The 23,148-nt window shown below is 72.5% G+C and carries 23 protein-coding genes; 13 read left to right on the forward strand and 10 right to left on the reverse strand.

The genetic code is table 11. The features are described 5' to 3' along the window. Positions 1–59 precede the first annotated feature (59 nt). Positions 60–374: a helix-turn-helix domain-containing protein gene (locus ACJ9NR_RS21405; RefSeq protein ID WP_412493711.1), complete on the reverse strand. Its 315-nt coding sequence runs from the start codon at positions 372–374 to the stop codon at positions 60–62. A gap of 473 nt (positions 375–847) precedes the next feature. Here ACJ9NR_RS21405 and ACJ9NR_RS21410 point away from each other — a divergent pair, with 473 nt between their 5' ends. Both ACJ9NR_RS21410 and ACJ9NR_RS21415 read left to right on the forward strand, forming a co-directional pair. Beyond that, positions 848–1,162, forward strand: coding sequence for a hypothetical protein (locus ACJ9NR_RS21410; protein WP_412493710.1), 315 nt, complete (start codon positions 848–850; stop codon positions 1,160–1,162). A gap of 316 nt (positions 1,163–1,478) precedes the next feature. Continuing rightward, on the forward strand, positions 1,479–3,419 hold the full coding sequence (locus ACJ9NR_RS21415; protein WP_412493709.1) for a glycosyltransferase family 2 protein: 1,941 nt from the start codon (positions 1,479–1,481) through the stop codon (positions 3,417–3,419). Between the two features lie 73 nt (positions 3,420–3,492). Here ACJ9NR_RS21415 and ACJ9NR_RS21420 read toward each other — a convergent pair whose 3' ends face one another. Beyond that, complete coding sequence (locus ACJ9NR_RS21420; RefSeq protein ID WP_412493708.1) at positions 3,493–4,380, reverse strand: NmrA family NAD(P)-binding protein; 888 nt, start codon at positions 4,378–4,380, stop codon at positions 3,493–3,495. Between the two features lie 183 nt (positions 4,381–4,563). Between ACJ9NR_RS21420 and ACJ9NR_RS21425 the strand changes: the two genes are divergently transcribed. Next, positions 4,564–4,854 carry a hypothetical protein gene (locus tag ACJ9NR_RS21425; protein ID WP_412493821.1) on the forward strand — a complete coding sequence of 97 codons (291 nt, stop codon included), beginning with the start codon at positions 4,564–4,566 and terminating at the stop codon, positions 4,852–4,854. A 6-nt stretch (positions 4,855–4,860) separates the two neighbouring features. On the opposite strand, the gene ACJ9NR_RS21430 is transcribed toward ACJ9NR_RS21425, so the two are convergent. The 4 genes from ACJ9NR_RS21430 to ACJ9NR_RS21445 all read right to left on the reverse strand — a co-directional run bounded on the left by ACJ9NR_RS21430 (position 4,861) and on the right by ACJ9NR_RS21445 (position 10,231). Continuing rightward, on the reverse strand, positions 4,861–5,511 hold the full coding sequence (locus ACJ9NR_RS21430) for a putative DNA-mimic protein (protein WP_412493707.1): 651 nt from the start codon (positions 5,509–5,511) through the stop codon (positions 4,861–4,863). 89 nt (positions 5,512–5,600) lie between these two features. Next, complete coding sequence (locus tag ACJ9NR_RS21435; protein ID WP_412493706.1) at positions 5,601–8,027, reverse strand: dolichyl-phosphate beta-glucosyltransferase; 2,427 nt, start codon at positions 8,025–8,027, stop codon at positions 5,601–5,603. Further along, a complete protein-coding gene (locus ACJ9NR_RS21440; RefSeq protein ID WP_412493705.1) occupies positions 8,024–8,725 on the reverse strand; it encodes a GntR family transcriptional regulator in 702 nt (233 codons plus the stop codon). The genes ACJ9NR_RS21435 and ACJ9NR_RS21440 overlap by 4 nt, the downstream gene beginning before the upstream one ends. A gap of 150 nt (positions 8,726–8,875) precedes the next feature. Continuing rightward, positions 8,876–10,231 (reverse strand): aspartate aminotransferase family protein, encoded by a 1,356-nt coding sequence (locus ACJ9NR_RS21445; protein ID WP_412493704.1) that lies wholly within the window; start codon positions 10,229–10,231, stop codon positions 8,876–8,878. Between the two features lie 147 nt (positions 10,232–10,378). Between ACJ9NR_RS21445 and ACJ9NR_RS21450 the strand changes: the two genes are divergently transcribed. The 3 genes from ACJ9NR_RS21450 (at position 10,379) to ACJ9NR_RS21460 (ending at position 13,413) form a co-directional block, all read left to right on the forward strand. Further along, positions 10,379–10,984, forward strand: a complete 606-nt coding sequence (locus ACJ9NR_RS21450; protein ID WP_412493703.1) for a DJ-1/PfpI family protein — start codon at positions 10,379–10,381, stop codon at positions 10,982–10,984. Beyond that, complete coding sequence (locus ACJ9NR_RS21455) at positions 10,981–11,442, forward strand: MarR family winged helix-turn-helix transcriptional regulator (protein WP_412493702.1); 462 nt, start codon at positions 10,981–10,983, stop codon at positions 11,440–11,442. Before ACJ9NR_RS21450 ends, ACJ9NR_RS21455 begins: the two co-directional genes overlap by 4 nt. 87 nt (positions 11,443–11,529) lie before the next feature. Then, positions 11,530–13,413, forward strand: coding sequence for a serine/threonine-protein kinase (locus ACJ9NR_RS21460; RefSeq protein ID WP_412493701.1), 1,884 nt, complete (start codon positions 11,530–11,532; stop codon positions 13,411–13,413). A gap of 223 nt (positions 13,414–13,636) precedes the next feature. Here the strand turns inward: ACJ9NR_RS21460 and ACJ9NR_RS21465 are convergent, their stop codons facing one another. Then, positions 13,637–14,386 (reverse strand): SLATT domain-containing protein, encoded by a 750-nt coding sequence (locus tag ACJ9NR_RS21465; protein ID WP_412493700.1) that lies wholly within the window; start codon positions 14,384–14,386, stop codon positions 13,637–13,639. A 256-nt stretch (positions 14,387–14,642) separates the two neighbouring features. Here ACJ9NR_RS21465 and ACJ9NR_RS21470 point away from each other — a divergent pair, with 256 nt between their 5' ends. Genes ACJ9NR_RS21470 through ACJ9NR_RS21480 form a run of 3 tightly spaced genes read left to right on the forward strand, consistent with a single transcriptional unit; the run spans position 14,643 to position 16,297 of the window. After that, positions 14,643–14,987, forward strand: a complete 345-nt coding sequence (locus ACJ9NR_RS21470) for a YbaB/EbfC family nucleoid-associated protein (RefSeq protein ID WP_412493699.1) — start codon at positions 14,643–14,645, stop codon at positions 14,985–14,987. Between the two features lie 58 nt (positions 14,988–15,045). Next, positions 15,046–15,645 (forward strand): recombination mediator RecR, encoded by a 600-nt coding sequence (recR, locus tag ACJ9NR_RS21475; RefSeq protein ID WP_412493698.1) that lies wholly within the window; start codon positions 15,046–15,048, stop codon positions 15,643–15,645. Then, complete coding sequence (locus tag ACJ9NR_RS21480) at positions 15,638–16,297, forward strand: DUF5063 domain-containing protein (RefSeq protein ID WP_412493697.1); 660 nt, start codon at positions 15,638–15,640, stop codon at positions 16,295–16,297. Before recR ends, ACJ9NR_RS21480 begins: the two co-directional genes overlap by 8 nt. Positions 16,298–16,325: 28 nt before the next feature. On the opposite strand, the gene ACJ9NR_RS21485 is transcribed toward ACJ9NR_RS21480, so the two are convergent. Continuing rightward, positions 16,326–17,042 (reverse strand): TSUP family transporter, encoded by a 717-nt coding sequence (locus ACJ9NR_RS21485; RefSeq protein ID WP_412493696.1) that lies wholly within the window; start codon positions 17,040–17,042, stop codon positions 16,326–16,328. A 218-nt stretch (positions 17,043–17,260) separates the two neighbouring features. On the opposite strand from ACJ9NR_RS21485, the gene ACJ9NR_RS21490 reads away from it, so the two are divergent. From ACJ9NR_RS21490 to ACJ9NR_RS21505, 4 genes are all read left to right on the forward strand, one after another. Next, positions 17,261–18,538, forward strand: coding sequence for an aspartate kinase (locus ACJ9NR_RS21490; protein ID WP_412493695.1), 1,278 nt, complete (start codon positions 17,261–17,263; stop codon positions 18,536–18,538). Next, the gene (locus ACJ9NR_RS21495) at positions 18,538–19,602 is read left to right on the forward strand and encodes an aspartate-semialdehyde dehydrogenase (protein ID WP_412493694.1); all 1,065 of its coding nucleotides are present in this window, start codon (positions 18,538–18,540) and stop codon (positions 19,600–19,602) included. Before ACJ9NR_RS21490 ends, ACJ9NR_RS21495 begins: the two co-directional genes overlap by 1 nt. Before the next feature lie 534 nt (positions 19,603–20,136). Then, positions 20,137–20,712 (forward strand): SigE family RNA polymerase sigma factor, encoded by a 576-nt coding sequence (locus ACJ9NR_RS21500; RefSeq protein WP_412493820.1) that lies wholly within the window; start codon positions 20,137–20,139, stop codon positions 20,710–20,712. Positions 20,713–20,825: 113 nt separating this feature from the next. Continuing rightward, positions 20,826–21,869: a hypothetical protein gene (locus tag ACJ9NR_RS21505; protein WP_412493693.1), complete on the forward strand. Its 1,044-nt coding sequence runs from the start codon at positions 20,826–20,828 to the stop codon at positions 21,867–21,869. A 51-nt stretch (positions 21,870–21,920) separates the two neighbouring features. Here the strand turns inward: ACJ9NR_RS21505 and ACJ9NR_RS21510 are convergent, their stop codons facing one another. Both ACJ9NR_RS21510 and ACJ9NR_RS21515 read right to left on the reverse strand, forming a co-directional pair. After that, entirely contained in the window at positions 21,921–22,703 is a 783-nt protein-coding gene (locus ACJ9NR_RS21510) for an SURF1 family protein (RefSeq protein WP_412493692.1), read from the reverse strand. Positions 22,704–22,747: 44 nt separating this feature from the next. After that, positions 22,748–23,116 carry a nuclear transport factor 2 family protein gene (locus ACJ9NR_RS21515; protein WP_412493691.1) on the reverse strand — a complete coding sequence of 123 codons (369 nt, stop codon included), beginning with the start codon at positions 23,114–23,116 and terminating at the stop codon, positions 22,748–22,750. Positions 23,117–23,148: the final 32 nt, after the last annotated feature.

A 23,148-nucleotide genomic window follows, 5' to 3' on the forward strand; every position in this document is an offset into this window, starting at 1 on the left:
GTCGCCGGAGAATTCCAGGGACGCGGAGGTTCCTCGAACCGCCGGTTATCGCAGGTCGATCAGGCCGCGTGATGGTGCGGGGTGAGCTCGATGGTCAGGTCGGCATCGAGGGCGTGGGCCAGGCATCGCAGGAGCGGGATGGTGGGTACGGTACCGCCGCCTTCGATCCGGGAGATCTGGGGCTGCTTCATCCCGCAGGGTTCGGCGAGTTCGGTCTGGGACAGGCCCAGTGCGGTGCACCGGTCGTAGACCAGCTGGCCGAGATCGTGGGCGAGTTCCGCCTCCTCGTACAGGCGGTCGTACTCGGCGTTCTCCTCCACCGTTTCCCCGAGGGGCTGGCGGTGACGGCGGGTCTTCCACTCACCGTGGTTCATGGCAGTTCCTCCTTGATCGGGCGGAGTTGTAGACGTCGTGTTCGGTGGCCGGCTCAGGTCGGCCTCGCAGGCGGCCTGCACGGCGTGAGCGCGCTCCACCTCCAACGTCCAACTCCGCCTCCAGCAAAATGCCATGGACGGCCTCAGCACCGTCCTCGGCAGCCCGAAGACCACAGAGACGGCCAACGGCGAGCGACGGCAATGAACAGCCACCCTGCACCGCGCTCGTCCGCTGATGTTGCCGTCAACCACTTCCGTCACACCACACAGAAGCCCGTCCGTGATTGGTGAAGTCCACGTCCTTGACGGGCTTTCCCTTCGGCACCAAACTCCCGGGCCTGAGCGTACGTTTCGCGCCTGCCCTTCTTGTGCCCGAGCTCCGTGTGTGGATATCCGGCAGGATCAGGGGCACCGACGGGGCTCTCCGTACTTGTTCCTGGAAAGCGCTTGTCCGTGGTTGTGCGGAGAAATCCGTGGGTGTTGCCGTCGCTACTGCCGTCAGGGGCCGGACGGCTGGTGCTGGTGCCGTTCCTCGTCCCGCGGTCACCGCGACGCCCGAGCCCGAGCCCGTCTCGCCGTACTCCTACGAACGGGTCGCCGTGGCCGCCACGTTCAGCCCGTGCCGGACCTCGCTCGTGCGGTTGCCGAAGGAGTCGGTGACCGTCACCGAGCGGGCAGTGCCGTCCTTGTCGGCGTCGCCGTCGAGGCCGCGGAAGAAGACGTGCTCGGTCCTGGTGTTGGAGGCGGGGCTGGTGCCGTACGAGGTGACGACCTGGACCTTGCCGTAGCCGGGCCAGTCGCCCCAGGTGCGGTACTCGGGCTTGGAGATGCCGTCGGCCGGGTTCTTCCGCCAGCCCGCGCCACCGTTGTGGGTGTACGGGGTGACCTGGTCGTCGTTGCCGGTCAGGTCGGTCTGGACGACGGACTCGACGACTTACGAGTCAAATATGGGCCGTCAAGGTGATCGGGAAAACCGAGTGTACACAGCAATTACACAGAGTGTGACCATCTTCACCACCGGGGCGAAAGCCGCACCCCTCACATCTCACGGCAAGCCAGTAAGCCGGCGGTCACGGGCTTTCACCGGCAGGTAAGGTCCGTGGAATGCCGAGACTGAAGGTCAGCGTCATCGTTCCCGTCTACAACACCGGGAAGTACGTCGACGAGTGCGCGCCGTCGCTGCTGGAGCAGAGCCTGCCGGCCGACGAGTACGAGGTCATCTACGTCGACGACGGTTCGACCGACGACACCCTGGACCGGCTGAAGAAGATCGCCACCGGGCACCCGAACGTCCAGGTGCACACCCGGCCGAACTCGGGCTGGCCGGGCGCGCCCCGGAATCTCGGCATGCGGCACGCCAAGGGCGAGTACATCCAGTTCGTCGACCACGACGACACGCTCGGCCACGAGGCCCTGGAGCGGCTGTACGAGCACGCCAAGCGGAACGACGCCGACGTGGTGCTCGGCAAGATGTCCAGCACGATGGTCCGGCCCCGGCGGCTGTTCCGGCACACGGTGGACGCCTGCACGATCGAGAACGACGAGCTCATGCAGAGCATGTCCCCGCACAAGATGTTCCGGCGGGCCTTCGTCGAGCAGCACGGGCTGCGGTTCCCGGAAGGGCCGTGGATCCTGGAGGACCTGCTCTTCGTCAGCGCCGCCTACCTCAAGGCCGAGCGCATAGCCGTGCTCGCCGACTACCCCTGCTACTACTGGATGAAGCGGGACGACGGCGGCAACAACACCCAGCACCGGTTCAACCCCCGGTACGGGTTCTGGCCCAACGTCCGCACCATCGTCCGCCAGATCAAGGACGGCACCCAGGCCTCCGACGACCTCGACGCCCTGCAGAACCGTCTCCTGCACCGCCTGTACCACGTCGAGATCCTCTCCCGCACCCGCGAGCCCGAGATCCTGCGCGAGGACCCGGCCGAGCAGCGGCAGCGTTTCGCGGCGGCCCGCGAGCTGGCGCTCGAGGAGTTCCCGGCGGCCGTACGGGAAGGGCTGCCCGCCGTGTCGCGGCTGCGCGCCGAACTCCTCGAACGCGGCGACTTCGACGGCGCGGTGGCGTTCGCGGAGCGCGTCCGCGAGGTGAAGGCCCGCAGCACGATGGGCGGCCCGCGCTGGGAGGACGGCCGTCTGGTCGCCGACGTCACGCTCGAACTGCTGCGCGGGGACGGCGAGCCGCTGGTGGTCGTCGAGCGGGACGGGAAGCGCTGGCTGGACCCGGAGCTGCTGGCCGGCGTGCCGGGCACCGAGGACGGGTGGGAGGTCCGCGATCCGTTCCGGCTGGCGTACGCGGAGCTGGTCGTCAAGGACCGGGACCGGGAGGACTGGTGGTACCCGGAGGGCGACCTGGAGGTACGGCTGCGCCCGCTCGGCGAGGGGCGTTCGCAGCTCGTCGCCTCCGGCCTGCTGCGCCTGGACCCCGAACGGCTGGCCGGCGGACGGCCGCTGGAGCGCGGGGTGCACGACGTGTGGGCCTTCGTCCAGATGCTCGGTGTCGACCGCATGGTCCGCCTGACCGGCGAGGGCACCCCCGGCGGCCCGGCCGCGGGGCCGGCGCTGACCGGCGGGCGGCTCGCGCTGCCGTACTGGACGGTCAAGGGCCAGCTCGCCCTGGACGTGGACCGGCGCCAGCGTGCCCTCGGCCCCGACACGGCCGGCGCCGCCGGCACCAACGCCGCCCGCGGCGGGCGCACGCTCCCGCTGCCCTTCGTCGCCGCGACGCCGCACAGCGCCCCGGCCCGCGTCAAGGTCACGGTGTCCGCCCTGAAGGTGGACGCCGAACTGGTACCCGGCGCCCGCTCGACGACGGCCGAACTCCGGCTGCCCACCCGCCTCAAGCTCCCCGCCGGCCGCCACCCGGTCACCCTCCCGAAGACCGAGACCCCGCTCGCGTACGCCGTCGTCCGCGACGGCACCGTGCTGCGGCTGGAGGGCCCTGCCTACGCGGCCGGAGCCGGGCGCCGTCTGCTCGACAAGGTCACCGACGACCGGCGGGTCCGGCGGCTGCGGCGCAGGCTGGGCCGGCTGGCGCGGTGACCCGGCGGGCGCGGACGCCCGCCGGGGGGACGGTGGCTCAGAGGGGGGCGGTGGCTGAGCGGGGAGCGGTGGCTCAGGTCGGCGTCTCCCCGGCGACCCCGACGGCCCTGGCGAACGCGTCCGCGTGTGCCCGTGCCCACTGCGTGAACGTCCGCGCCGGGCGGCCGAGGATCTTCTCCGCCGTCGGCAGGACCTCCGCGCCCCGGTCGCTCTCCAGGGTGCGGCGCATGATCGCGTCGACGACCTCGGGCGGGAAGCCGTAGCGCTCCATGCCGGCGCGGGCGGCTGCCGGGGGCAGCGCTTTCGCGTGCAGGTCGCGGCCCAGGACCTCGCCCAGGACGGACAGTTCCCCGACCGGGGTGAGCGACCGGGGACCGCTCAACTCGTAGGTCGCGCCCGCGTGTTCGTCCGTCGTCAGGGCGAGGGCCGCGATCTCCGCCAGATCCGCCGGGTCGATGCTCGCCGCGGGGCGCTCCGCGAAGGGCACGGCGACCTCGTCGCCCGCGCGGATCTGTCCCGCCCACTGCAGGGCGTTCGACATGAAGCGGCCGGGGCGGAGCAGGGTCCACGCCCAGTCCCGGGACGCCCCCGTCACCGCCGCCTCAGCCTCGGCGTGCCAGCGGGCGATCACGTCGGTGCCCGCGCCCGCGTCCAGCACCGACAGTTTCACCACCCGCCGCACCCCCGCCTCCGCCGCCGCCCGCGCGAGGGCGAGGTCGTGGGTGGGGCCGGGGGCCGCCCCGACCGGCTGCGCCGACATCAGGAACGCCCCGCTCGCCCCCGCGAACGCCGCCTCCAGGCTCGCCGGGTCGTCCGCGTCCCCGTACACCGCCTCCACCCCCGCGGGCAGCCGTGCCCCGGCGGGGCGGCGGGTCATCGCCCGCACCGGCTCACCCGCGGCCGCGAGCCGTCGTACCAGTTCGCCGCCCACATGTCCCGTCGCCCCGGTCACCAGGATCATCGCCGTCTCCTCACGTCGGTGCTCCCAGCCTGCGCGCGCCGGTCGTACGAAGCGTCGCACCGGCGGAGGCACCCGGGCTCCTCCCGCGGGAGTAGTCACGGCTCACAACAGGGCAAGGTACGCGTGTCGGGCATACCGTGAACCTGTACACGTGTAGGCGCCGGGGAGAAGAAGGTGAGTGCTATGCGCGTGCTGCTCAAGGCGTCCATGAACACCGAGAAGGCCAACGAGGTCATCCGCGGCGGCAAGATGCCCCAGCTGATGCAGGAGGCCCTCGGGAACCTCAAGCCCGAGGCGGCCTACTTCACCCTCGAGCACGGTGTCCGTACCGCCTACCTGTTCTTCGACATGCGGGACAGCTCGCAGATGCCGCCCATCGGTGAGCCCTTCTTCATGGACCTCGGCGCCGAGATCGACCTGACGCCCGTGATGAACGCCGACGACCTGCAGAAGGGCCTCTCCGAGCTGCGCTGACACCGCTCAGCTGAAGACGATCATCGACCCCTGCGCCAGGCTCCGCGTCGCCGCCGCGTGCAGCCCGAGCCACACGTGGCGTTCGCGGGCGAAGGGGCTGGGGTCGTACGGGGCGGGCACGGCCGGCTCCTCCAGCTCCGTGGGCGCGCGCGGCGGTTCGGGTGCCGCCGGCGGGTTGGCGGGGTCGATGCCGATCGCCGGGGCCACGTACTCCAGCTCGCGCAGCAGGGCCTGCGAGGAGCCGAGCGGGCCGCCGCCGGCGAGCAGCTCGTCGTTGGACAGGGGCTGGGGGAAGTCGACGGGGACGTAGGCGCCGGCGTGGTCGTAGTGCCACACGAGGTGCGACTGCTGGGCCGTCGACTCGAACATCTCCAGCAACTGCTCGTAGTCGCCGCCGAGTTCGTCGACCGGTGTCACGGGCAGCCCGCGCACCTGGAGCAGATACAGGCGGCGCAGGAAGTGCAGTGCGTCGTAGTCGAAGCCGGCCACCGGCGCGACCTCGCCGGACAGGCCCGGCATGTACTGGTACACCGGCACCGGCGGCAGCCCGGCGGCGGCGAGCACGCCGTTGTACTGCGCGAGTTCCTCGGCGAACGGATTGTCGGGGGTGTGGCACAACACGTCGACGAGCGGTACCAGCCACAGGTCACAGGCCAAAGAGGGCTCCTCACACAGCGGAATACGGCACGTGGGGCGGTCAGGGCAGCGTAGTCGGTACCACGTCGGACGGGCCCCTTCCGAACAGGTCAGGCACCCTTGTGCAGGTCCCATACCCACACCCCGTGTACCCACTTCCCGTCATGGCCCACGAGTTCGGTGACGGCCTTGCGCAGGGCGTCGTCGTGCGGCTGCGGCGTCACCACCAGCGCTCCCGCCCTCCAGTAGGCGAAGTCCCGCTTCGCCTGCGCCCGCCACTTCTCGCCGATCGTGGGTACGACGCCGCTGTAGCCGACATCACGCAGCAGCTGCGAGGTGTAGCGGGGTGTGGCGCCGTAGATGCCGATGCGCTTGTCGCCCCAGGGGCCGTTGAAGTAGCCGCCGGGCAGCTTGAAGCCGAGGCCCGCCCGCTGCTGCCAGTGCAGGGCCTCCGCGTCGCCGGCGTCGGGCAGCGGCACCGGCACCAGTGACTCGCCGTCGCGGACGTAGGGCTTCCAGGCCCCGTCGGTGAAGAAGGCCGGCGTCGCGGGGCGCTCGACCGCCTTCAGCGGGGCCGGGACGAGCGGGAGCAGGGCGAGGCAGACACCGAGCAGCCCGAGGTACTGCGTGCCCCGGTCGCGGACCGCGGTCAGCCGCCGCAGGGCCAGCGCGAGCAGCATGCCGAGCGCCGGGGCGCAGATCATCGCGACCCGGCCCTCGATGACCGACTCGAACAGCGGCAGCTTGGCGAACAGCGCCCAGGGGCCGGGGTAGACCCGGTCCGTCAGGGGGATGCGGAACCTCGGGCCCAGGGACAGCACGGCGGCGCCGGCCGCCGTGGCCGCCAGCGCCTTCACCAGCGCCCGCTCCCACAGCCGTACGGCGATGGCGAAGGCGAGGAGGACCAGCGGCCAGCCGTAGAAGGCGTTCTGCTCGGTGGGGTTGAGGGAGAGGGCGTTCGCCCGCTGGGCGTTCCCCGCGATCAGGGAGCGCTCCGCGAAGGAGAGCAGGGCGAGGGGGCTGTTGCCCGCGTTGTCGCCGTGCAGCACGCTGCCGTAGCTCCGCGGCCCGGCGAACTGCCAGGCCAGCGCCCCCACCACGAGCGGGAGGCAGACGGCCGCGGCGATCGCCAGGCCGTTCAGCAGCGGCCGCCAGGACCGCCGGGCCACGTCCCCGCGGACGACGGCGTAGGCGGCCGCGAACAGCGTCATGCCGATCATCGCGAGCAGCAGCGGCTCCTCGCCGAGGAAGACCTGGTACGCGGCCATCAGGCCGAGCACGATCCCGTCGCGCACCACCCGGCCGCCCGCGCACAGGCGCAGGGCGCGGTCGACGATCAGCGGGATCATGAACAGGATCACGAAGTTGGGGTGCGCGTTGGCATGGCTGACCATGGGCGGCGCGAACGCGGCCAGCCAGGCGCCGACGAAGGCCGGCCCCCGCTTGTCCACGACCCGCTTCACGATCAGCCAGTACCAGGCGGCCGCGGTGGCGGCGAGGCCCAGCGTCATCACGACGCTGAGGCAGACCGCGGGGCCCGCGAGCAGGGTGAGCGGGGCGAAGGGCACGGACAGGCCGAGCATGACCGTGTTGGCCATGAGGTTCACGCCGTCGGGGAAGCCCTGCAGGTCGGAGAAGAAGGGGTTGCGCAGATGGGCGACGTTGTCGGCGGTGACCGCGAAGAACCACTCCCACTGGTTCTGGTCCTGCAGGGAGTCGGTGAGGTAGCGGTGGTCGGGGTCGGAGAGCCGGCCCGCGTAGAGATAGGCCGCCATCAGCAGGAAGAGGAGGACGGCGACGAGGTCGGCGGGGCGCGTGGCGCGGGCGCGCAGCAGGGTGAGGTCGGCGAGGACGCGGACGTAGTCGAGGGACCGTATCTTCGAGCCCGGCCGGTGGGACCAGCGGACCGGCACCTCGGCGACCTGCCACTCGGCGCGCTGGAAGTGGCGCAGCACCTCGACGTCTATGCCGTAGCCGTCGATCGTCGAGGCGGCGAACGCCTCGCGGGCGCGCTCTCCGTCGAAGAGCTTGAAACCGCACTGGGTGTCGCGTATCCCGGGCACGGCGATCCGGCGTATGAGCAGGTTCCCGGCGCGGCCCAGCAGTTCGCGCAGCGGGTGCTGGCGGTCTTCGATCGCCGCGCCGGGCAGGGCGCGGGAGCCCACGGCCGCGGCGTTGCCCTCGCTGAGCGCCTTGTCGAGCCGTTCCAGCTCCTCGATCGGGGAGGCGAGGTCGGCGTCCGTGACCAGCACGCGCCGGCCGCGGGAGGCGGCGACGCCCAGGCGCAGGGCGCTGCCCTTGCCGCGGTTGCGGGGGCTGGTGACGAGCCGGACGCGGGGGTCCCGGCGGTCGGTGACCAGGTCGCGGGTGGCGTCCGTGGAGCCGTCGTCGGCGACGACGACCTCCCACTCGCCCCAGCGGCCCTCGTCCTCGCGCAGATAGCGGGTGACGGCGTCGAGGGTGGGCCCGAGTCGCTGCTCCTCGTCGAAGGCGGGGATGACCACGGACAGGTCGACGGCCGTGGCCGGGGCGGTCATCCTCGCGCCAGCCCTTCGACGAGGTCCAGTGAGTGGGCGTCGTACTGGGCGACGATCGAACGCGCCGTCCTGATGTCGCGCTGCGCCATGGCGTCGACCAGATCGGTGTGGCCGGACCAGAGGGCACCGCGCATGTCGGTCAGCCGGCGCAGGTGCTGCACCGCGCACACCCAGGACTGCACCCGCAGCCGGTGCAGGAACTCGGCGAGGTAGGGGTTGCCGAAGAGGCTGCCGAGCTCGTGCCAGTAGCGCAGGTCGTAGCCGATCAGCACGGTGAGGTCGCCGGCGAGCGAGGCCCGCCGTGCCTCCTCGCCGCGGCGGCGCACCCCCGCGAGCGCGGCGACGGTCCGCGCGTCGTCCACCTGCCGGAAGCGCTGCCGTCCCTCCTCCAGGGCGTGGAACATGCCGTCGGTGACCAGGCTGCGGGCCTCGACGATGCCGCGGTAGTCGGCGACCGAGTACTCGCGGACGTGGAAGCCGCGGTGCTGGTCGGCGTCGAGCAGGCCCTGCGCGGAGAGGTCGACGAGCGCTTCGCGCACGGGGGTCGCGGAGACGCCGTACTGCTCGGCGATCTCCTTGACCGTGAACTCCTGCCCTGGCTGCAGCCGTCCCGCCAGCACCTCGTCGCGAAGCGCGTCGGCGATCTGCTGCCGCAGGGTGCTGCGGGTGACGGCGCCGCCGCCGCTGCTGCCGGGCATGGGTCGGGCGTCTCCTCGTCGCGTTCGGGTGGCGTGCACGTCCTTACCTACGGGCACGCCACCTTACGCGTTCGGATTCCACCTGTTGACCCGCGTAGCTGCGCGCGGGCAGGCGCGGTGCCCGAGCGGCCGCCCGGGCTCGGGCCGGACCTAGCGCGTGTACTCGTCGGCCACCGACAGCGCCGCGTCCAGCGCGGCGAAGCCCTCCTTCAGTTCGGCCTCGCTGACGTTGCACGGGGGCACGACGTGGGTGCGGTTCATGTTGATGAAGGGCCACAGGCCGTGCCGCTTGGCGGCGGCGCCGAAGGCGGCCATCGGGGCGTTCGCCTCGCCGGCCGCGTTGTACGGCACCAGCGGCTCGCGGGTCTCCCTGTCCCTGACCAGCTCCAGCGCCCAGAACATGCCGACTCCGCGGACCTCGCCGACGCTCGGGTGCCGCTCGGCGAGCTCGCGCAGCGCGGGCCCGACCACGCTCTCGCCGAGCCGCTTGGCGTGGCCGACGACGTCCTCCTCCTCCATGACCTGGATCGTCGCGACGGCGGCGGCGCAGGCGAGCGGGTGCCCGGAGTAGGTCAGCCCGCCCGGATAGGCCCGCCGGGCGAAGGTCTCGGCGATCGCGCCGCAGACGGCGACCCCGCCCAGTGGCACGTATCCGCTGTTGACGCCCTTGGCGAAGGTCATCAGGTCCGGCACGACGCCGGACAGGCCGGCCGCGAACCACTCACCGGTGCGCCCGAACCCGGCCATGACCTCGTCCAGCACGAAGACGATCCCGTACTTGTCGCAGATCTCCCGGACCCCGGCGAGGTACCCCGGCGGCGGGACCATGATCCCCGCGGTGCCCGGGATCGTCTCCAGGACGACCGCGGCGACGGTGCCGGGCCCCTCGAAGGCGATCGTCGTCTCCAGGTGCTCCAGCGCGCGGGCGCACTCCTGCTCCTCCGTCTCGGCGTAGAACCGGGAGCGGTACAGGAACGGCGCCCAGAAGTGCACGACACCGGCCGCCGCGCCGTCGGAGGCCCAGCGCCGGGGATCGCCGGTGAGGTTCACGGCCTGCTGGGTGCCGCCGTGGTACGAGCGGTAGGCGGACAGCACCTTGGGACGCCCGGTGTGCAGCCGCGCCATCCGGATCGCGTGCTCGACGGCGTCCGCGCCGCCGTTGGTGAAGAAGATCCTGTCCAGGTCGCCGGGGGTCCGCTCGGCGATCAGCCGGGCCGCCTCCGAGCGCGCCTCGACGGCGAAGGCGGGCGCGAACGTCGTCAGGCGTGCGGCCTGCTCCTGTATCGCGGCGACGACCTTGGGGTGCTGGTAGCCGATGTTGGTGTAGACGAGCCCGCTGGAGAAGTCCAGGTACCGCTTGCCGTCGTAGTCCCAGAAGTACGACCCCTCCGCGCCGGCGACGGCGAGCGGGTCGATGAGTTCCTGCGCGGACCAGGAGTGGAACACGTGAGCACGGTCCGCGGCCTTGACGGCGGCGCCGGCCTCGGGGTTCGGGTGAGGGGTCATGGGCGCGAGCGTAGGAGCGGGCACGGCGGCGGGGATATCGGCTTCCTGTCTGCCGTGCGGGGGTTTTGGCGACAGGTTGTCTACAGCGGGCGGCGCCCGACGGGGGAAAGCATTGACAGCATCCTGTCCAAATGACAGCCTGCTGTCATGACTCGGAAGCCTGTTCACCTCGCCGTGTACGACACCCTCGCCGACTGGGAGACGGGACACGCGACGGCGTATCTCGCCCGCGCCGGGTACGAGATCCGGACGGTGGGTCCGGGCCGGGACCACGTCCGCTCCATCGGCGGCCTGAGCGTGCGGCCCGACCTCGCCCTCGACGCGCTGCGGCCCGGGGACAGCTCCCTGCTGATCCTCCCCGGCGCCGACCTGTGGGACGCGGGCGACCGGCTCGCGCCCTTCGCCCGCACGGCCCGGGAGTTCCTCGACGCCGGCGTGCCCGTCGCCGCGATCTGCGGCGCCACCGCCGGACTCGCCCGCGAGGGCCTGCTCGACGACCGGAAGCACACCAGCGCCGTCTCCTTCTACCTGGCGGCGACCGGGTACCGGGGCGGCGAGCTGTACGTCGACGCGGACGCCGTGACCGACGGGACGCTGGTGACCGCCGGGCCCACCGAGCCCGTCGCCTTCGCGCGGGAGGTGCTGGGCCTGCTCGGGGTCTACGAGGGCGAGGTGCTGGACGCCTGGTACCGGCTGTACCACGACTCCGACCCGGCGGCGTACGCCGTGCTCCAGCAGGCCGGCGGGCGGTGAGCCGCGAGCGTCAGGACCTGCTCAGCCGCAGTGCCCTCGGCGTCTTCCGGCTCAACGGCCAGTTCCTCGCCCTCGCCGAGGAACTGGCCGGGCCGGCCGGGCTCACCGCCGCCTGGTGGCAGGTGCTCGGCGCGGTGCTGGGGGAGCCGCTGCCCGTCGCCGGGATCGCCCGTGCCATGGGCATCACACGGCAGAGCGTGCAGCGCGTCGCCGACCTGCTGGTGGAGCGCGGGCTCGCCGAGTACCGGCCCAACCCGGCCCACCGCCGCGCCAAGCTCCTCGCGCCGACCGAGGAGGGACGCGCGGCGAACCACCGCATCAACCCCGGCCACGCGGCCTTCGCCGACCGGCTCGCGGACGCCTTTGGCGAGAAGGAGCTGGCCGAGGCCGTGCGGGCGCTGGAACGGCTGTCGAAGGTGCTGGAGGAGCTGGGCCCGCCCCCTGTTACGGAACCGTAGACACCGCAGCGGCCACCTCCCCCCTGCGCCCGCACTATCGTTGGCATGTCGCACAGGGGTGTATCGGGGGATTTCGGGGGACCTGCGATGGACAAGCTCGGGGCCGGCGATCCGCAGCAGATCGGCGCGTACCGGCTGCTGGCGCGGCTCGGTGCCGGCGGCATGGGCAACGTCTACCTCGCCCGGTCGGAGCGCGGCCGTACCGTCGCCGTCAAGCTGGTGCGCGAGGAACTGGCGGCGCAGGAGGAGTTCCGGGCCAGATTCCGGCAGGAGGTGCAGGCCGCGCGGCAGGTCGGCGGGGACTGGACGGCGCCCGTCCTCGACGCCGACACCGAGGCCGCCGTTCCCTGGGTCGCCACCGGGTACGTCGCCGGGCCGAGCCTGCAGCAGGTCGTCGGGCACGACCACGGTGCACTGCCCGAGCGGTCGGTGCGCATCCTCGGGGCCGGGCTCGCGCAGGCGCTGAAGGACATCCACGCCGCGGGGATCATCCACCGCGACCTCAAGCCGTCCAACGTGCTCGTCACCATCGACGGGCCGCGGGTCATCGACTTCGGCATCGCGCGCGCCCTGGAGACCGTGACGGACGGCGGGCTGACGCGGACGGGCGCGCTCGTCGGCTCGCCCGGGTTCATGGCGCCCGAGCAGGTGCGCGGTGACCGGATCACGCCCGCGTGCGACGTCTTCTGCCTGGGCTCGGTGCTGGCCTACGCGGCGACCGGCACTCTGCCCTTCGGCGCCGCGAACAGCGGTGCGCACGCCCTGATGTTCCGCATCGCCCAGGAGGAGCCCGACCTCGAAGGGGTGCCCGAGGGCATCGCCGACCTGGTACGGGACTGCCTGAAGAAGGACCCGGCGGCCCGTCCGACGCTGGACGAAGTGCTGGAGCGCACGGGCGCCGAGGACACCGTGCTGGGCGGGCGGTCCAGGGACCCGTGGCTGCCGAGCGCACTGGTGGCCCAACTGGGGCGGCACGCCGTGCGGTTGCTGGACACGGAGAATCCCGAGCAGCCGGCCGGGACCTCCCTCGTGAAGCCGGCGCCCGCGGCCACCCCGGAGCACGCCCCCGCCGCCGACGCCTCGCCGCAGCAGGACGGTGACCCCGCCACGCCGCCGCCACCGGGGCGGCCCGGGAGCGGCGCCCCGGTGAACCATCCGCCGACGATGGTGTCGGGCACCGAGCCGCCCGCCGCCCAGACGCCCGCGGCCGGCCACCCGGTCCTCGGCAGTCCGCAGCAGGGCCCCGGCCACGGCCATCCCCAGCAGCCCGGCGCCTACGGTTACCCCCAGCAGCCCGGCGCCTACGGCTATCCCCAGCAGACGGGCCCGTACGGCGCCCTCGGCCCCACCCCGCCCTACGGCCCGTCCCACTCCGGGCCGATGCCCGCCCCGCCCGGGCCGCCGCGCCGGAGCGGCCGCTCCACCGCGCTCCTGGTCGGCGTCGCCCTGATCGTCGCGCTCGGTGCCGGCGGCTCGGTCTACGCCCTCATGAGCGGCGGCCACGACACGGCCGGCGGCAACCCGGGCCCCGCCCCGTCCACCGCCGCGCCCCGCACGTCCGGGGCGACCGCGCCCGGGCCGGGCCCGACGAGCGCGCGGCCCACCGCCGCCGCCTCCTCGGGCGGCGTGATACCGGACGGCTACCTCGGCACCTGGAACGCCGTCATCACCAACGCCGACGGCGACAACACCCGTGAGCTCACCATCCAGCAGGGCGCGGTCGGCGACACCGTCATGTCCCTCGTCGCCGACGGGCCCACCAGCAGCGGCAGCTACCACTGCGTCTTCCAGGCCCAGCTGACCGGTGCGCCGGGCGGCGGGGCCCTGGAGATCGGCCCGTCCACCGTGACGACCGGCGACCCGGGCTACTGCAAGCCGGGCGGCGCCACCGAGATCACCCTGCTGCCGGACGGCAGCCTCCAGCGCGAGACCGTCGGCAACGGCGAGAAGCTGACGTACACCAGGCAGTGACCCGGCAACCGGCCGCCCGCCCCGGCCGGCCCCGGCCGTGGAGCGGCACGGCCCCTGCGGCGGCGACCCGTCCCGGCCAGTCCGGTCAGTCCGGCCGTCCCGGTCAGTCCGGCCGTCCCGGTCAGTCCGGCCGTCCCGGTCAGTCCGGCCGGTCCGGCCAGTCCCGGCGCCGGCCACCAGGGCCGCCGGGGCCACCAGGGGCACCCGGCCACCCGCGGGTCCGTCACCTCGGCTCCGGCGGCCGCTGCCGGGGCATGTTCGGGCGGGCGCCCGTCCCCGGCGGCAGCGGGAAACGGCCCTGCGCGCCGCCGATCTCCTGGCGGCCGGTGCCGCTGCCCGCGGACTGGATCCCCATCGGCGCGGAGCCGGTGCGGAACTCCACCATCCAGTCGGCCGTCTCGGTGCGCACCAGCTCGGTCACGTCCTCGGAGAAGCGCCGCAGCACGCCCAGGCACCGCTCGGCGGCCTCGCTCGCCGTCCCCTCCGCGGGGCCGAGCACCTCGCGCACGCTCTCCGAGGCCCAGTCGAACTGCAGCACCTGCAGCCGCCGCTGCACCGCCTGCGCGGTCGCCACGTCCCTTATCCAGCCGGAGGTCACGCCGAAGAAGCGGTCGACGGCCACACAGGCCACCGCGAGCAGCAGGGCCAGATACCCCCACGCGGCCAGCCCGGCGGAGACCCGGGTCAGGTCCAGCAGCGGCAGCGCGGCACCGGCGACCGCGCCCGCGGCGGCTCCGGTGCGCAGCAGCCGGGCGCCCCGCCGCTTCCACGTCCGGTCCGTGAGATACCAGGCGGCCGTCTCGAGCGCCCCGTGCTCCACCCACCGGTACAGCTCGTGCAGCCGCTCGGCCGGCTCGCCCCAGTCGCCGAGCGGGAACGCGCGCCCGGTCAGATCGCCCGGCCGGAGCCCGGCGGCACCCTCGCCCCGCCCGTCCTGAGGCGGACCCTCGGGCTGCATCTCCGGCTGACCCACCCGCACTCCTTCTGACCACGAACCGATCACGTAGCGTGACACCTGATGCTGATGTGCCCGCCCCTTCCTACCGCCCAATGGGTGGCGAAGCCCATGGATTCACTCCTTTTCCGCCCGGAAGTAGGCCGTGATCAGGTATAGGACTCGGCAGAGGCTCACTCGAAAGAGTGCCGGGGCGATGGCTGCCCGGACCACGTAGGCTCGTGCCAGGCGGGAAGACCCCGCCGACGAAGTCGTACGAAACCAGGAGCTGATCGTGATTCCCGGTGGTGGCCAGCCCAACATGCAGGAGCTGCTCCAGCAGGCCCAGAAGATGCAGCAGGACCTGCAGCGGGCCCAGGAGGAGCTGGCGCGGACGGAGGTCGACGGACAGGCGGGCGGCGGCCTGGTCAGGGCCACCGTCACCGGCTCCGGCGAGCTGCGCGCACTGAAGATCGACCCCAAGGCGGTGGACCCCGAGGACACCGACACCCTCGCGGACCTGATCGTCGCGGCGGTCCAGGCGGCGAACGAGAACGCCCAGACCCTCCAGCAGCAGAAGCTCGGCCCGCTCGCCCAGGGCCTGGGCGGCGGCAGCGGTATCCCCGGCCTGCCTTTCTAAGACGGGTGCGGGCCGACTACCGTACGTACAGAAGGAACCCAGGAAGGACGGCAGTCCGTTGTACGAAGGCGTGGTTCAGGACCTCATCGACGAACTGGGGCGGCTGCCCGGCGTCGGTCCCAAGAGCGCCCAGCGGATCGCCTTCCACATCCTGCAGGCGGAACCGGCGGACGTACGGCGGCTCGCGCACGCCCTGATGGAGGTCAAGGCGAAGGTCAGGTTCTGCGCGACCTGCGGCAACGTCGCACAGGAGGAGCTGTGCAACATCTGCCGTGACACCCGCCGGGACCCCGCCGTCATCTGCGTGGTGGAGGAGCCCAAGGACGTGGTCGCCATCGAGCGCACCCGCGAGTTCCGGGGCCGTTACCACGTCCTGGGCGGAGCGATCAGCCCGATCGAGGGGGTCGGACCGGACGACCTGCGTATACGGGAACTTCTCGCGCGGTTGGCCGACGGTACGGTCACGGAACTGATCCTGGCCACGGACCCGAACCTGGAGGGCGAGGCCACCGCGACCTACCTCGCCCGGATGATCAAGCCCATGGGCCTCAAGGTCACCCGCCTGGCCAGCGGCCTCCCGGTGGGTGGTGACCTGGAATACGCGGACGAGGTGACCCTCGGCCGCGCCTTCGAGGGGAGACGACTCCTAGATGTCTGACGCCACGCTGCACGCCACGTCCCCGGACCCGGACGACTTCGCGGTTCAGATCGCGGACCAGGTGGAGAGCTTCCTCGTCGCAGTGAGCGAGGTGGCCAAGGGCGACGAACCGGACTCGGCGGTCCCCTTCCTCCTGCTGGAGGTCTCCCAGCTGATGCTGGCGGGCGGCCGTCTGGGCGCACACGAGGACATCGTCCCCGAGGAGCGCTACGAGGCCGACACGGGCCCCGACCCCGACGTGGACGGACTCCGCGAGAACCTCGCCCGGCTGCTGGAGCCGGTCGACGTCTACTCCGAGGTCTTCGACCCCTACGAGCCGCGCAGGGCCCCGGTCCCGGCGCGCATCTCCGACGACCTCGCCGACGTCATCACCGACCTCCGCCACGGCATGGCCCACTACCGCGCGGGCCGCACCACGGAGGCCCTGTGGTGGTGGCAGTTCTCCTACTTCTCCAACTGGGGCTCGACGGCCTCGGCGACCCTGCGCGCCCTGCAGTCGGTGGTCGCCCACGTCCGCCTCAACCAGCCCCTGGAGGAGCTGGACGGCCTGGACACCGACCAGGGCATGGGCGACGAGACCCTGGAGTTCGAGGCCGGCAAGGTGATGCAGGAGGAGATCGCGGGCCCGCTGGGGATGCAGACGGGCCAGTGAGACCCGGGGCCGTCCGGCGACGGCGCCGTCACAGCCCCCACATCCCTTTCCCGAGCGCCGTGACGCCGCCTGTCAGGGCCAGGGACAGCACCAGCAGTCGGGCCCGCCTCTCGGGTGTGCGGGCGGCGAGCGCCCGGCCCAGCAGCGCGCCCGCGGTCATGGCGGCGGCGACCCAGCCCCAGCGGGCGCCGGACAGCTCCGGCAGGCCGTTCGCGGCCAGTGAGAAGGCGTTGACGACGACGCCGTAGAACTGCGCGTTCGGTACGAACTCCCGTACCGTCCAGCCCGCGTTGACGGCGTAGAGCGAGATCGGCGGGCCGCCCACCGCGGCCGCCGAGTTCATGAAACCGCCGACCGCGCCCGCCGCGAGCGCGCCCTTCGTGCCGCGCAGCGCCGGCACCCGTGCGCCGCGCATGACCAGCAGCACGGCGGCCGTCACCAGCGTGCCCATGACCACCATCAGGACGGGTTCGGGGAGCCGGCGGGTCAGCCAGGAGCCCGCGGGCACCGTGCACGCCGCCGCCAGGCACAGCGGCACCATCGCGCCCGGGCGGACCCGCCGCCAGCCGCCGGCCAGTCCGGCGGCGCAGATGGCCCCCGACGCGCAGTTGGCGAGCACGACGCCGTCGGCCGGACCGAGCAGCAGCACCAGCGCGGGCACGGCGACCAGCGCGAATCCCATCCCGGTCAGCCACTGCACGCAGGAGCCGAGCAGCACGATTCCCGCCAGCAGCACGTCCGCCATGGCGCGACTCTAGGTCAGCACGCGGCCACGCCGTGCCCCGAAGGGTGACCTGGCCCACTTTGCGGACTGTTCACGGGCAACCGGGGCAGGGACCGTGCTGGAGCGCCGGATCTCACCATGTGGTTCCAGCACGGTCGATTTCGGGCGCTCGATAGACTGAGCCGACCGCAGTGCATGCGCGTATCTGCGGTGAAGAGACGGAAGACCGAGGAGCGCACGTGGGCCTTGTCGTGCAGAAGTACGGAGGCTCCTCCGTAGCCGATGCCGAGGGCATCAAGCGCGTCGCCAAGCGGATCGTGGAAGCGAAGAAGAACGGCCACCAAGTGGTCGTGGTCGTTTCCGCGATGGGCGACACTACGGACGAGCTGATCGATCTCGCCGAGCAGGTATCCCCGATGCCGGCCGGCCGCGAGTTCGACATGCTGCTGACCGCCGGGGAGCGGATCTCGATGGCCCTGCTGGCCATGGCGATCAAGAACCTGGGCCACGAGGCCCAGTCGTTCACCGGCAGCCAGGCCGGCGTCATCACCGACTCGGTCCACAACAAAGCCCGGATCATCGACGTCACGCCGGGCCGGATCCGGCAGTCGCTGGACGCGGGCAACATCGCCATCGTCGCCGGCTTCCAGGGCGTCAGCCAGGACAAGAAGGACATCACGACCCTCGGCCGCGGTGGCTCCGACACCACCGCCGTGGCGCTGGCCGCCGCCCTCGACGCCGAGGTGTGCGAGATCTACACCGACGTCGACGGCGTGTTCACCGCCGACCCGCGCGTGGTGAAGAAGGCGCGGAAGATCGACTGGATCGCCTTCGAGGACATGCTGGAGCTCGCCGCGTCCGGCTCCAAGGTGCTGCTCCACCGCTGTGTGGAGTACGCCCGCCGCTACAACATCCCGATCCACGTGCGCTCGTCCTTCTCCGGGCTGCAGGGCACCTGGGTCAGCAGCACGCCGATCAAGCAAGGGGACCAGAAGGTGGAGCAGGCCATCATCTCCGGTGTCGCTCACGACACCTCCGAGGCCAAGGTGACGGTCGTCGGCGTCCCGGACAAGCCGGGCGAGGCCGCCTCGATCTTCCGCGCCATCGCGAACGCGGAGATCAACATCGACATGGTCGTGCAGAACGTGTCCGCAGCCTCCACCGGGCTGACGGACATCTCCTTCACCCTCCCCAAGACCGAGGGCCGCAAGGCCATCGACGCCCTGGAGCGGGCGAAGACGGTCATCGGCTTCGACTCGCTGCGCTACGACGACCAGATCGGCAAGATCTCGCTCGTCGGCGCCGGCATGAAGACCAACCCGGGCGTGACCGCCTCCTTCTTCGAGGCGCTCAGCGACGCCGGGGTGAACATCGAGCTGATCTCGACCTCCGAGATCCGCATCTCGGTCGTCACCCGCGCCGACGACGTGCCCGAGGCCGTCCGCGCCGTCCACTCCGCCTTCGGCCTCGACTCCGACACCGCCGAGGCGGTCGTCTACGGGGGCACCGGACGCTGATGGCACGGCAGGGGACCGTGCGACCGACGCTCGCGGTCGTGGGAGCGACCGGAGCCGTCGGCACGGTCATGCTCCAGATCCTGTCCCAGCACGCGGACATCTGGGGCGAGATCCGTCTGATCGCCTCGCCGCGCTCGGCCGGCCGCAAGCTGGCCGTGCGCGGCGAGGAGGTCGAGGTGGCGGCGCTGACGGAGGAGGCCTTCGACGGGGTCGACGTCGCCATGTTCGACGTGCCCGACGAGGTCTCGGCGCACTGGGCGCCCGTCGCCGCCGCCAAGGGCGCGGTGGTGGTGGACAACTCCGGCACCTTCCGGATGGACCCCGAGGTGCCGCTCGTGGTGCCCGAGGTCAATCCGCACAAGGCGCGCCTCAGGCCCCGCGGGATCATCGCCAACCCCAACTGCACGACGCTCTCCATGATCGTGGCCCTGGGCGCCCTGCACGCCGAGTTCGGGCTGCGCGAGCTGGTGGTCTCCTCGTACCAGGCGGTGAGCGGGGCGGGGCGCGCCGGGGTCGAGACGCTGCGCCGGCAGCTGTCGCTGGTGGCCGGCACCGAGCTCGGCACCAAGCCCGGTGACGTACGGCGGGCGGTCGGCGACGACACCGGGCCCTTCCCGGAGCCGGTCGCGCTGAACGTCGTGCCGTGGGCCGGGTCGCTGCGCGAGGACGGCTGGTCCTCGGAGGAGATGAAGGTGCGGGACGAGTCCCGCAAGATCCTCGGCCTGCCGGACCTCCCCGTCGCGGTCACCTGCGTACGGGTGCCGGTGGTCACCACGCACTCCCTCACCGTCCACGCCCGCTTCCAGGGCGAGGTCTCGGTCGGCGGCGCCCGCGAGATCCTCGCCACCGCGCCGGGTGTCGTGCTGTGCGACGACCCGGCCGCGGGGGAGTTCCCCACCCCCGCCGACGTGGTGGGCACCGACCCGACCTGGGTGGGCCGGGTGCGGCGCGCGCTCGACGACCCGACGGCGCTCGAACTCTTCGTCTGCGGTGACAACCTGCGCAAGGGCGCGGCTCTCAACACCGCGCAGATCGCGGAACTGGTGGCCACCGAGTTCGTGTGACACTCACGGCGGTGGGTGCGCTCCCATGGTGTGGCGTGTCACGTGCGGTACATCCTGTGGCGCCCGGCCGTCGCCGGAAAAGCCGCTGGCAGCGGCCGGTCGGCTTTGTAGGATCTGTGGGCGGCGCGGACCCCGGCCAATGGTCCGTACCACTTGCCCCGGGGCCGTGCGGCATCCGAAGATTTCCCTTCCCGCCCTCCGCAACCGCGCGGAGGGCGGGGGGCGTCTTTGCGAACGCCCTTCAGGGGTGCGGGGATGCGGCGGGACGTGGGGACGTCCCGAACATTCGGACACAGGGGAAGAGCGGGTAGGCATGAGGGCGTTCGAAGCACGGTCGACGGTGCTGTCCGACGCGAGAGGGCCGGTGGCACCACGCGACGCAAAAGTGACGCCCGGCACGTACAACCCTGAGGGGGGTAAACGTGTCCAACTGGCGTGGCTGAGGTACTCGACTTCTCTGCGGCGACGCGCGGTACGGCCCTACGGCCGCCCCGCCCGTCCCTACGACCCCGTCTGCCCGGCCCGCCCGGCGGCATGCCGGTGATCGCGCCCATGCCTGCCGCGCGGCCCACCCGCATCCCGAATCAGCGCGAGGACGCCGAGGACGTCGCGGCGGCCGGCACCACGGTCGACCACCTCACCGAGACCTACCGCGCGCACTACCGCTCGCTGCTGGGACTCGCCGCCCTCCTGCTCGACGACACCGCCTCCTGCGAGGACGTCGTCCAGGAAGCCTTCATCCGCGTGCACTCGGCACGCAAACGCGTCCGCGACCCCGAGAAGACCCTGGCGTACCTGCGCCAGACGGTCGTCAACCTCTCCCGCTCCGCCCTGCGCCGCCGCATCCTCGGCCTGAAGCTGCTCTCCAAGCCGATGCCCGACATGGCGAGCGCCGAGGAGGGCGCCTACGACCAGCTGGAGCGCGACTCCCTGATCAAGGCGATGAAGGGCCTGCAGCGCCGCCAGCGCGAGGTGCTGGTGCTGCGCTACTTCGCGGACATGACCGAGGCCCAGGTCGCCGAGACGCTCGGGATATCGCTGGGTTCGGTGAAGGCGTACGGCTCCCGCGGCATCGCGGCCCTCCGGATCGCGATGGAGGCGCCGGCATGAACGAGGACGCCGAGGGACGTGACTCCCGTGACCGACACGAACCGTTCGCCTGGCACGAGCCGACGGCGACACCAGGACAAGAGCACTCGCCACCGCACGCTGGGAACAGGACTGTGAACCACGGCCGCGACGACCAGGGCCCCGAGGACGAGCTCGACTCGGACGAGCAGGCCCTGCGCAGGATGTTGCACCAGGCGGTGGAGACGGTCGAGCCGCGCGACGGCACGCTGGACCACCTGCGGCGGGCGGTGCCCGCGCGGCGTGCCCGCAAGCGGCAGGCCGCGGTCGGCATGGCGGCAGCGGCCCTGTTCATCGGCACGGCCGTCCCGGCCCTGCTGCATGTCTCGGGCGCCACGGGCTCCGACGTCAATCCGTCCGTCGCCGGCCAGGCCTCGCAGGCCCAGGGCGGCGCGAGCCAGGGAAAAGCCGACGGCAGTGAGGGCACCACCGGGGGCGGTTCCGGCAAGACCCAGGACAAGGGCAAGGGCGCGTCGAAGGGCGACGGCAGGAGCAAGGGCGTCACCCCCGGCGCGGGCAGCGGCGCGGGCACCGGCCCGTCGGCCACCAGTGCGGCGGGCGCCCCGGTGTGCACCGCCCAGCAGCTCGGCTCGGCCACCCAGTCCGTCGACGCCCCCGACTCCGCGGGCACGGTCTACGGCACCTTCCGCGTCGTCAACATCTCCACCACGCCCTGCAGCGTCGGCGGGCCCGGCAGCGTCAGCGTGCTCGCGCAGGGCGCCGCGGACGCCACCAAGGTCGGCGCGCAGCGGCATGTGGCCGGGGACGCGGCGGCCGGCCTGCCGGACCCCTCCACCGAGGTCACCGGGCTGCTGCTGCAGCCGGGCGCCGCCTACGAGGAGAAGTTCGCCTTCGTCCCCTCGGCGCCCTGCCCCAGCACGGGCGGCAGCGGCGGCACCACCGACGGCGGCCCCACCGCCTCGCCGACCCCGAGCGGCGACGCCGGCAGCACCACCGGCGGCGCCTCCACCGGCACCGACAGCGGCGTCACCACGCAGCTGATGAGGCAGGACGGCGCGGCGGGCGGCAGTGTGACCGTGTCCCACACGACGGAGGCGGGCTCGCCCACGGTGTCGGCGCAGGTGCCCGACGCGTGCGCCGGGACGGTCTACTTCACCGGGGTGCTGGCCGGGACGTGAGGCGGCGGGCGTGACCGGGGGCCGACTCCGCCCGGGGCGCCCCCGTCGGCGTCAGACGGTCACGCTCTGCTCTTCCGCCGCCACCAGCCCCATCTCCGCGTCCCGCGCGGACTCCACCTCGCGCCGCAGCAGCCGGAACCACATGAACACCACGAACCCGGCGAAGACGAACCACTCGCCGGTGTACCCGAGGTTCTGGAACGCCTTCAGGTCCAGCCCGGAGTTGGCGGGTGCCTTGGCGGGCACCGCCTTCATCCCGCTGTCGGCCCGGTCCAGGGTGATCCACGCGTCGTACACGTCGTAGGGCACGAGGTTCACCAGCGCCGCCGAGCTGATCGCCCCGGTCTGCCCGGACGGCAGGCCGCTCTGGGCGCCCACCCCGTCGTCCCCGGGCGTCTCGGACGCCTGGAGCGCGCCGGTGACGGTGACGTCACCGGCCGGCGCGGCGGGCGCCTTCGCGGCGTCGGCCGATCCCGGCAGCCAGCCCCGCACCACGGGCAGCGCCTTGCCGCCGTCGGTGCGCAGCAGCGTCAGGACGTAGTAGCCGCGCCTGCCGTCGAGTTCGCGGTCCGGGACCAGCAGCTGCCTGCCGTACCGCCCGGTGGCGGTGGCCTGCTTGCCGGACGTCGCCTTGTCGACGGGCAGCAGCTCGCGCAGCGGGCGGGCGGCCTCGTGCCGGTCCGTCGTGACCTGCTCGCTCTCCTTGCGGTGGTCCTGCACGCGGCCCTCGAACCGGCTCAGCTGCCAGGACCCCATGAAGACGCAGAAGGGGATGGCGAGCAGCACGAAGACGTTGATCCCCCACCAGCGGGGCGTCAGCAGAAACCGGTACACGCCTTCAAAGGTACGGCGCCGCCGGGCGGAGAACCGCCGCGGGGTCAGTACCGCTCGGTGAGGTGGTCCCGGCCGGCCGGGGGCTCGTACGGCTCCGGCCAGAAGTCGGTTATGGACGTGATCCGGTCCGTACCGCTGAAGAACGAGATCCCGTACATCTCCTCCAGCCCGACCGTGAAGTGGATCCAGCTCACCACCTGGCCCGGCTCGGCGACGACGCGCTCGATCCTCAGGCGCCAGTCGCCCGGGTACTCGCGGGTGAACTCCACGTACCGCTGCCTGCCGGTGATGCGCTCACGCGTCTGCGGCAGGGTGTAGACGACGTCCTCGGACAGGGTGTCGGCGAAGGCGCTCCAGTCCCGGGCCGCGGCGGCGGCCCAGAACCTCTCGACTGTCTTACGCAGATCGGTCATGCCGGGAAGTCTGCACCCCGCCACTGACAATC

The sequence above is a fragment of the Streptomyces sediminimaris genome, assembly GCF_047049295.1.
Lineage (GTDB): Bacteria > Actinomycetota > Actinomycetes > Streptomycetales > Streptomycetaceae > Streptomyces > Streptomyces sediminimaris.

Excerpts from the sequence above, each read along its gene's own strand:
- ACJ9NR_RS21500 (WP_412493820.1), top strand. The coding sequence starts at position 20,137 with ATGCCGGTGATCGCGCCCATGCCTGCCGCGCGGCCCACCCGCATCCCG.
- ACJ9NR_RS21485 (WP_412493696.1), bottom strand. The coding sequence starts at position 17,042 with ATGGCGGACGTGCTGCTGGCGGGAATCGTGCTGCTCGGCTCCTGCGTG.
- ACJ9NR_RS21515 (WP_412493691.1), bottom strand. The coding sequence starts at position 23,116 with ATGACCGATCTGCGTAAGACAGTCGAGAGGTTCTGGGCCGCCGCCGCG.
- ACJ9NR_RS21435 (WP_412493706.1), bottom strand. The coding sequence starts at position 8,027 with ATGACCGCCCCGGCCACGGCCGTCGACCTGTCCGTGGTCATCCCCGCC.
- ACJ9NR_RS21460 (WP_412493701.1), top strand. The coding sequence starts at position 11,530 with ATGGACAAGCTCGGGGCCGGCGATCCGCAGCAGATCGGCGCGTACCGG.
- ACJ9NR_RS21450 (WP_412493703.1), top strand. The coding sequence starts at position 10,379 with ATGACTCGGAAGCCTGTTCACCTCGCCGTGTACGACACCCTCGCCGAC.
- ACJ9NR_RS21405 (WP_412493711.1), bottom strand. The coding sequence starts at position 374 with ATGAACCACGGTGAGTGGAAGACCCGCCGTCACCGCCAGCCCCTCGGG.
- ACJ9NR_RS21480 (WP_412493697.1), top strand. The coding sequence starts at position 15,638 with ATGTCTGACGCCACGCTGCACGCCACGTCCCCGGACCCGGACGACTTC.
- ACJ9NR_RS21425 (WP_412493821.1), top strand. The coding sequence starts at position 4,564 with ATGCGCGTGCTGCTCAAGGCGTCCATGAACACCGAGAAGGCCAACGAG.
- ACJ9NR_RS21420 (WP_412493708.1), bottom strand. The coding sequence starts at position 4,380 with ATGATCCTGGTGACCGGGGCGACGGGACATGTGGGCGGCGAACTGGTA.
- ACJ9NR_RS21440 (WP_412493705.1), bottom strand. The coding sequence starts at position 8,725 with ATGCCCGGCAGCAGCGGCGGCGGCGCCGTCACCCGCAGCACCCTGCGG.
- ACJ9NR_RS21415 (WP_412493709.1), top strand. The coding sequence starts at position 1,479 with ATGCCGAGACTGAAGGTCAGCGTCATCGTTCCCGTCTACAACACCGGG.
- ACJ9NR_RS21495 (WP_412493694.1), top strand. The coding sequence starts at position 18,538 with ATGGCACGGCAGGGGACCGTGCGACCGACGCTCGCGGTCGTGGGAGCG.
- ACJ9NR_RS21445 (WP_412493704.1), bottom strand. The coding sequence starts at position 10,231 with ATGACCCCTCACCCGAACCCCGAGGCCGGCGCCGCCGTCAAGGCCGCG.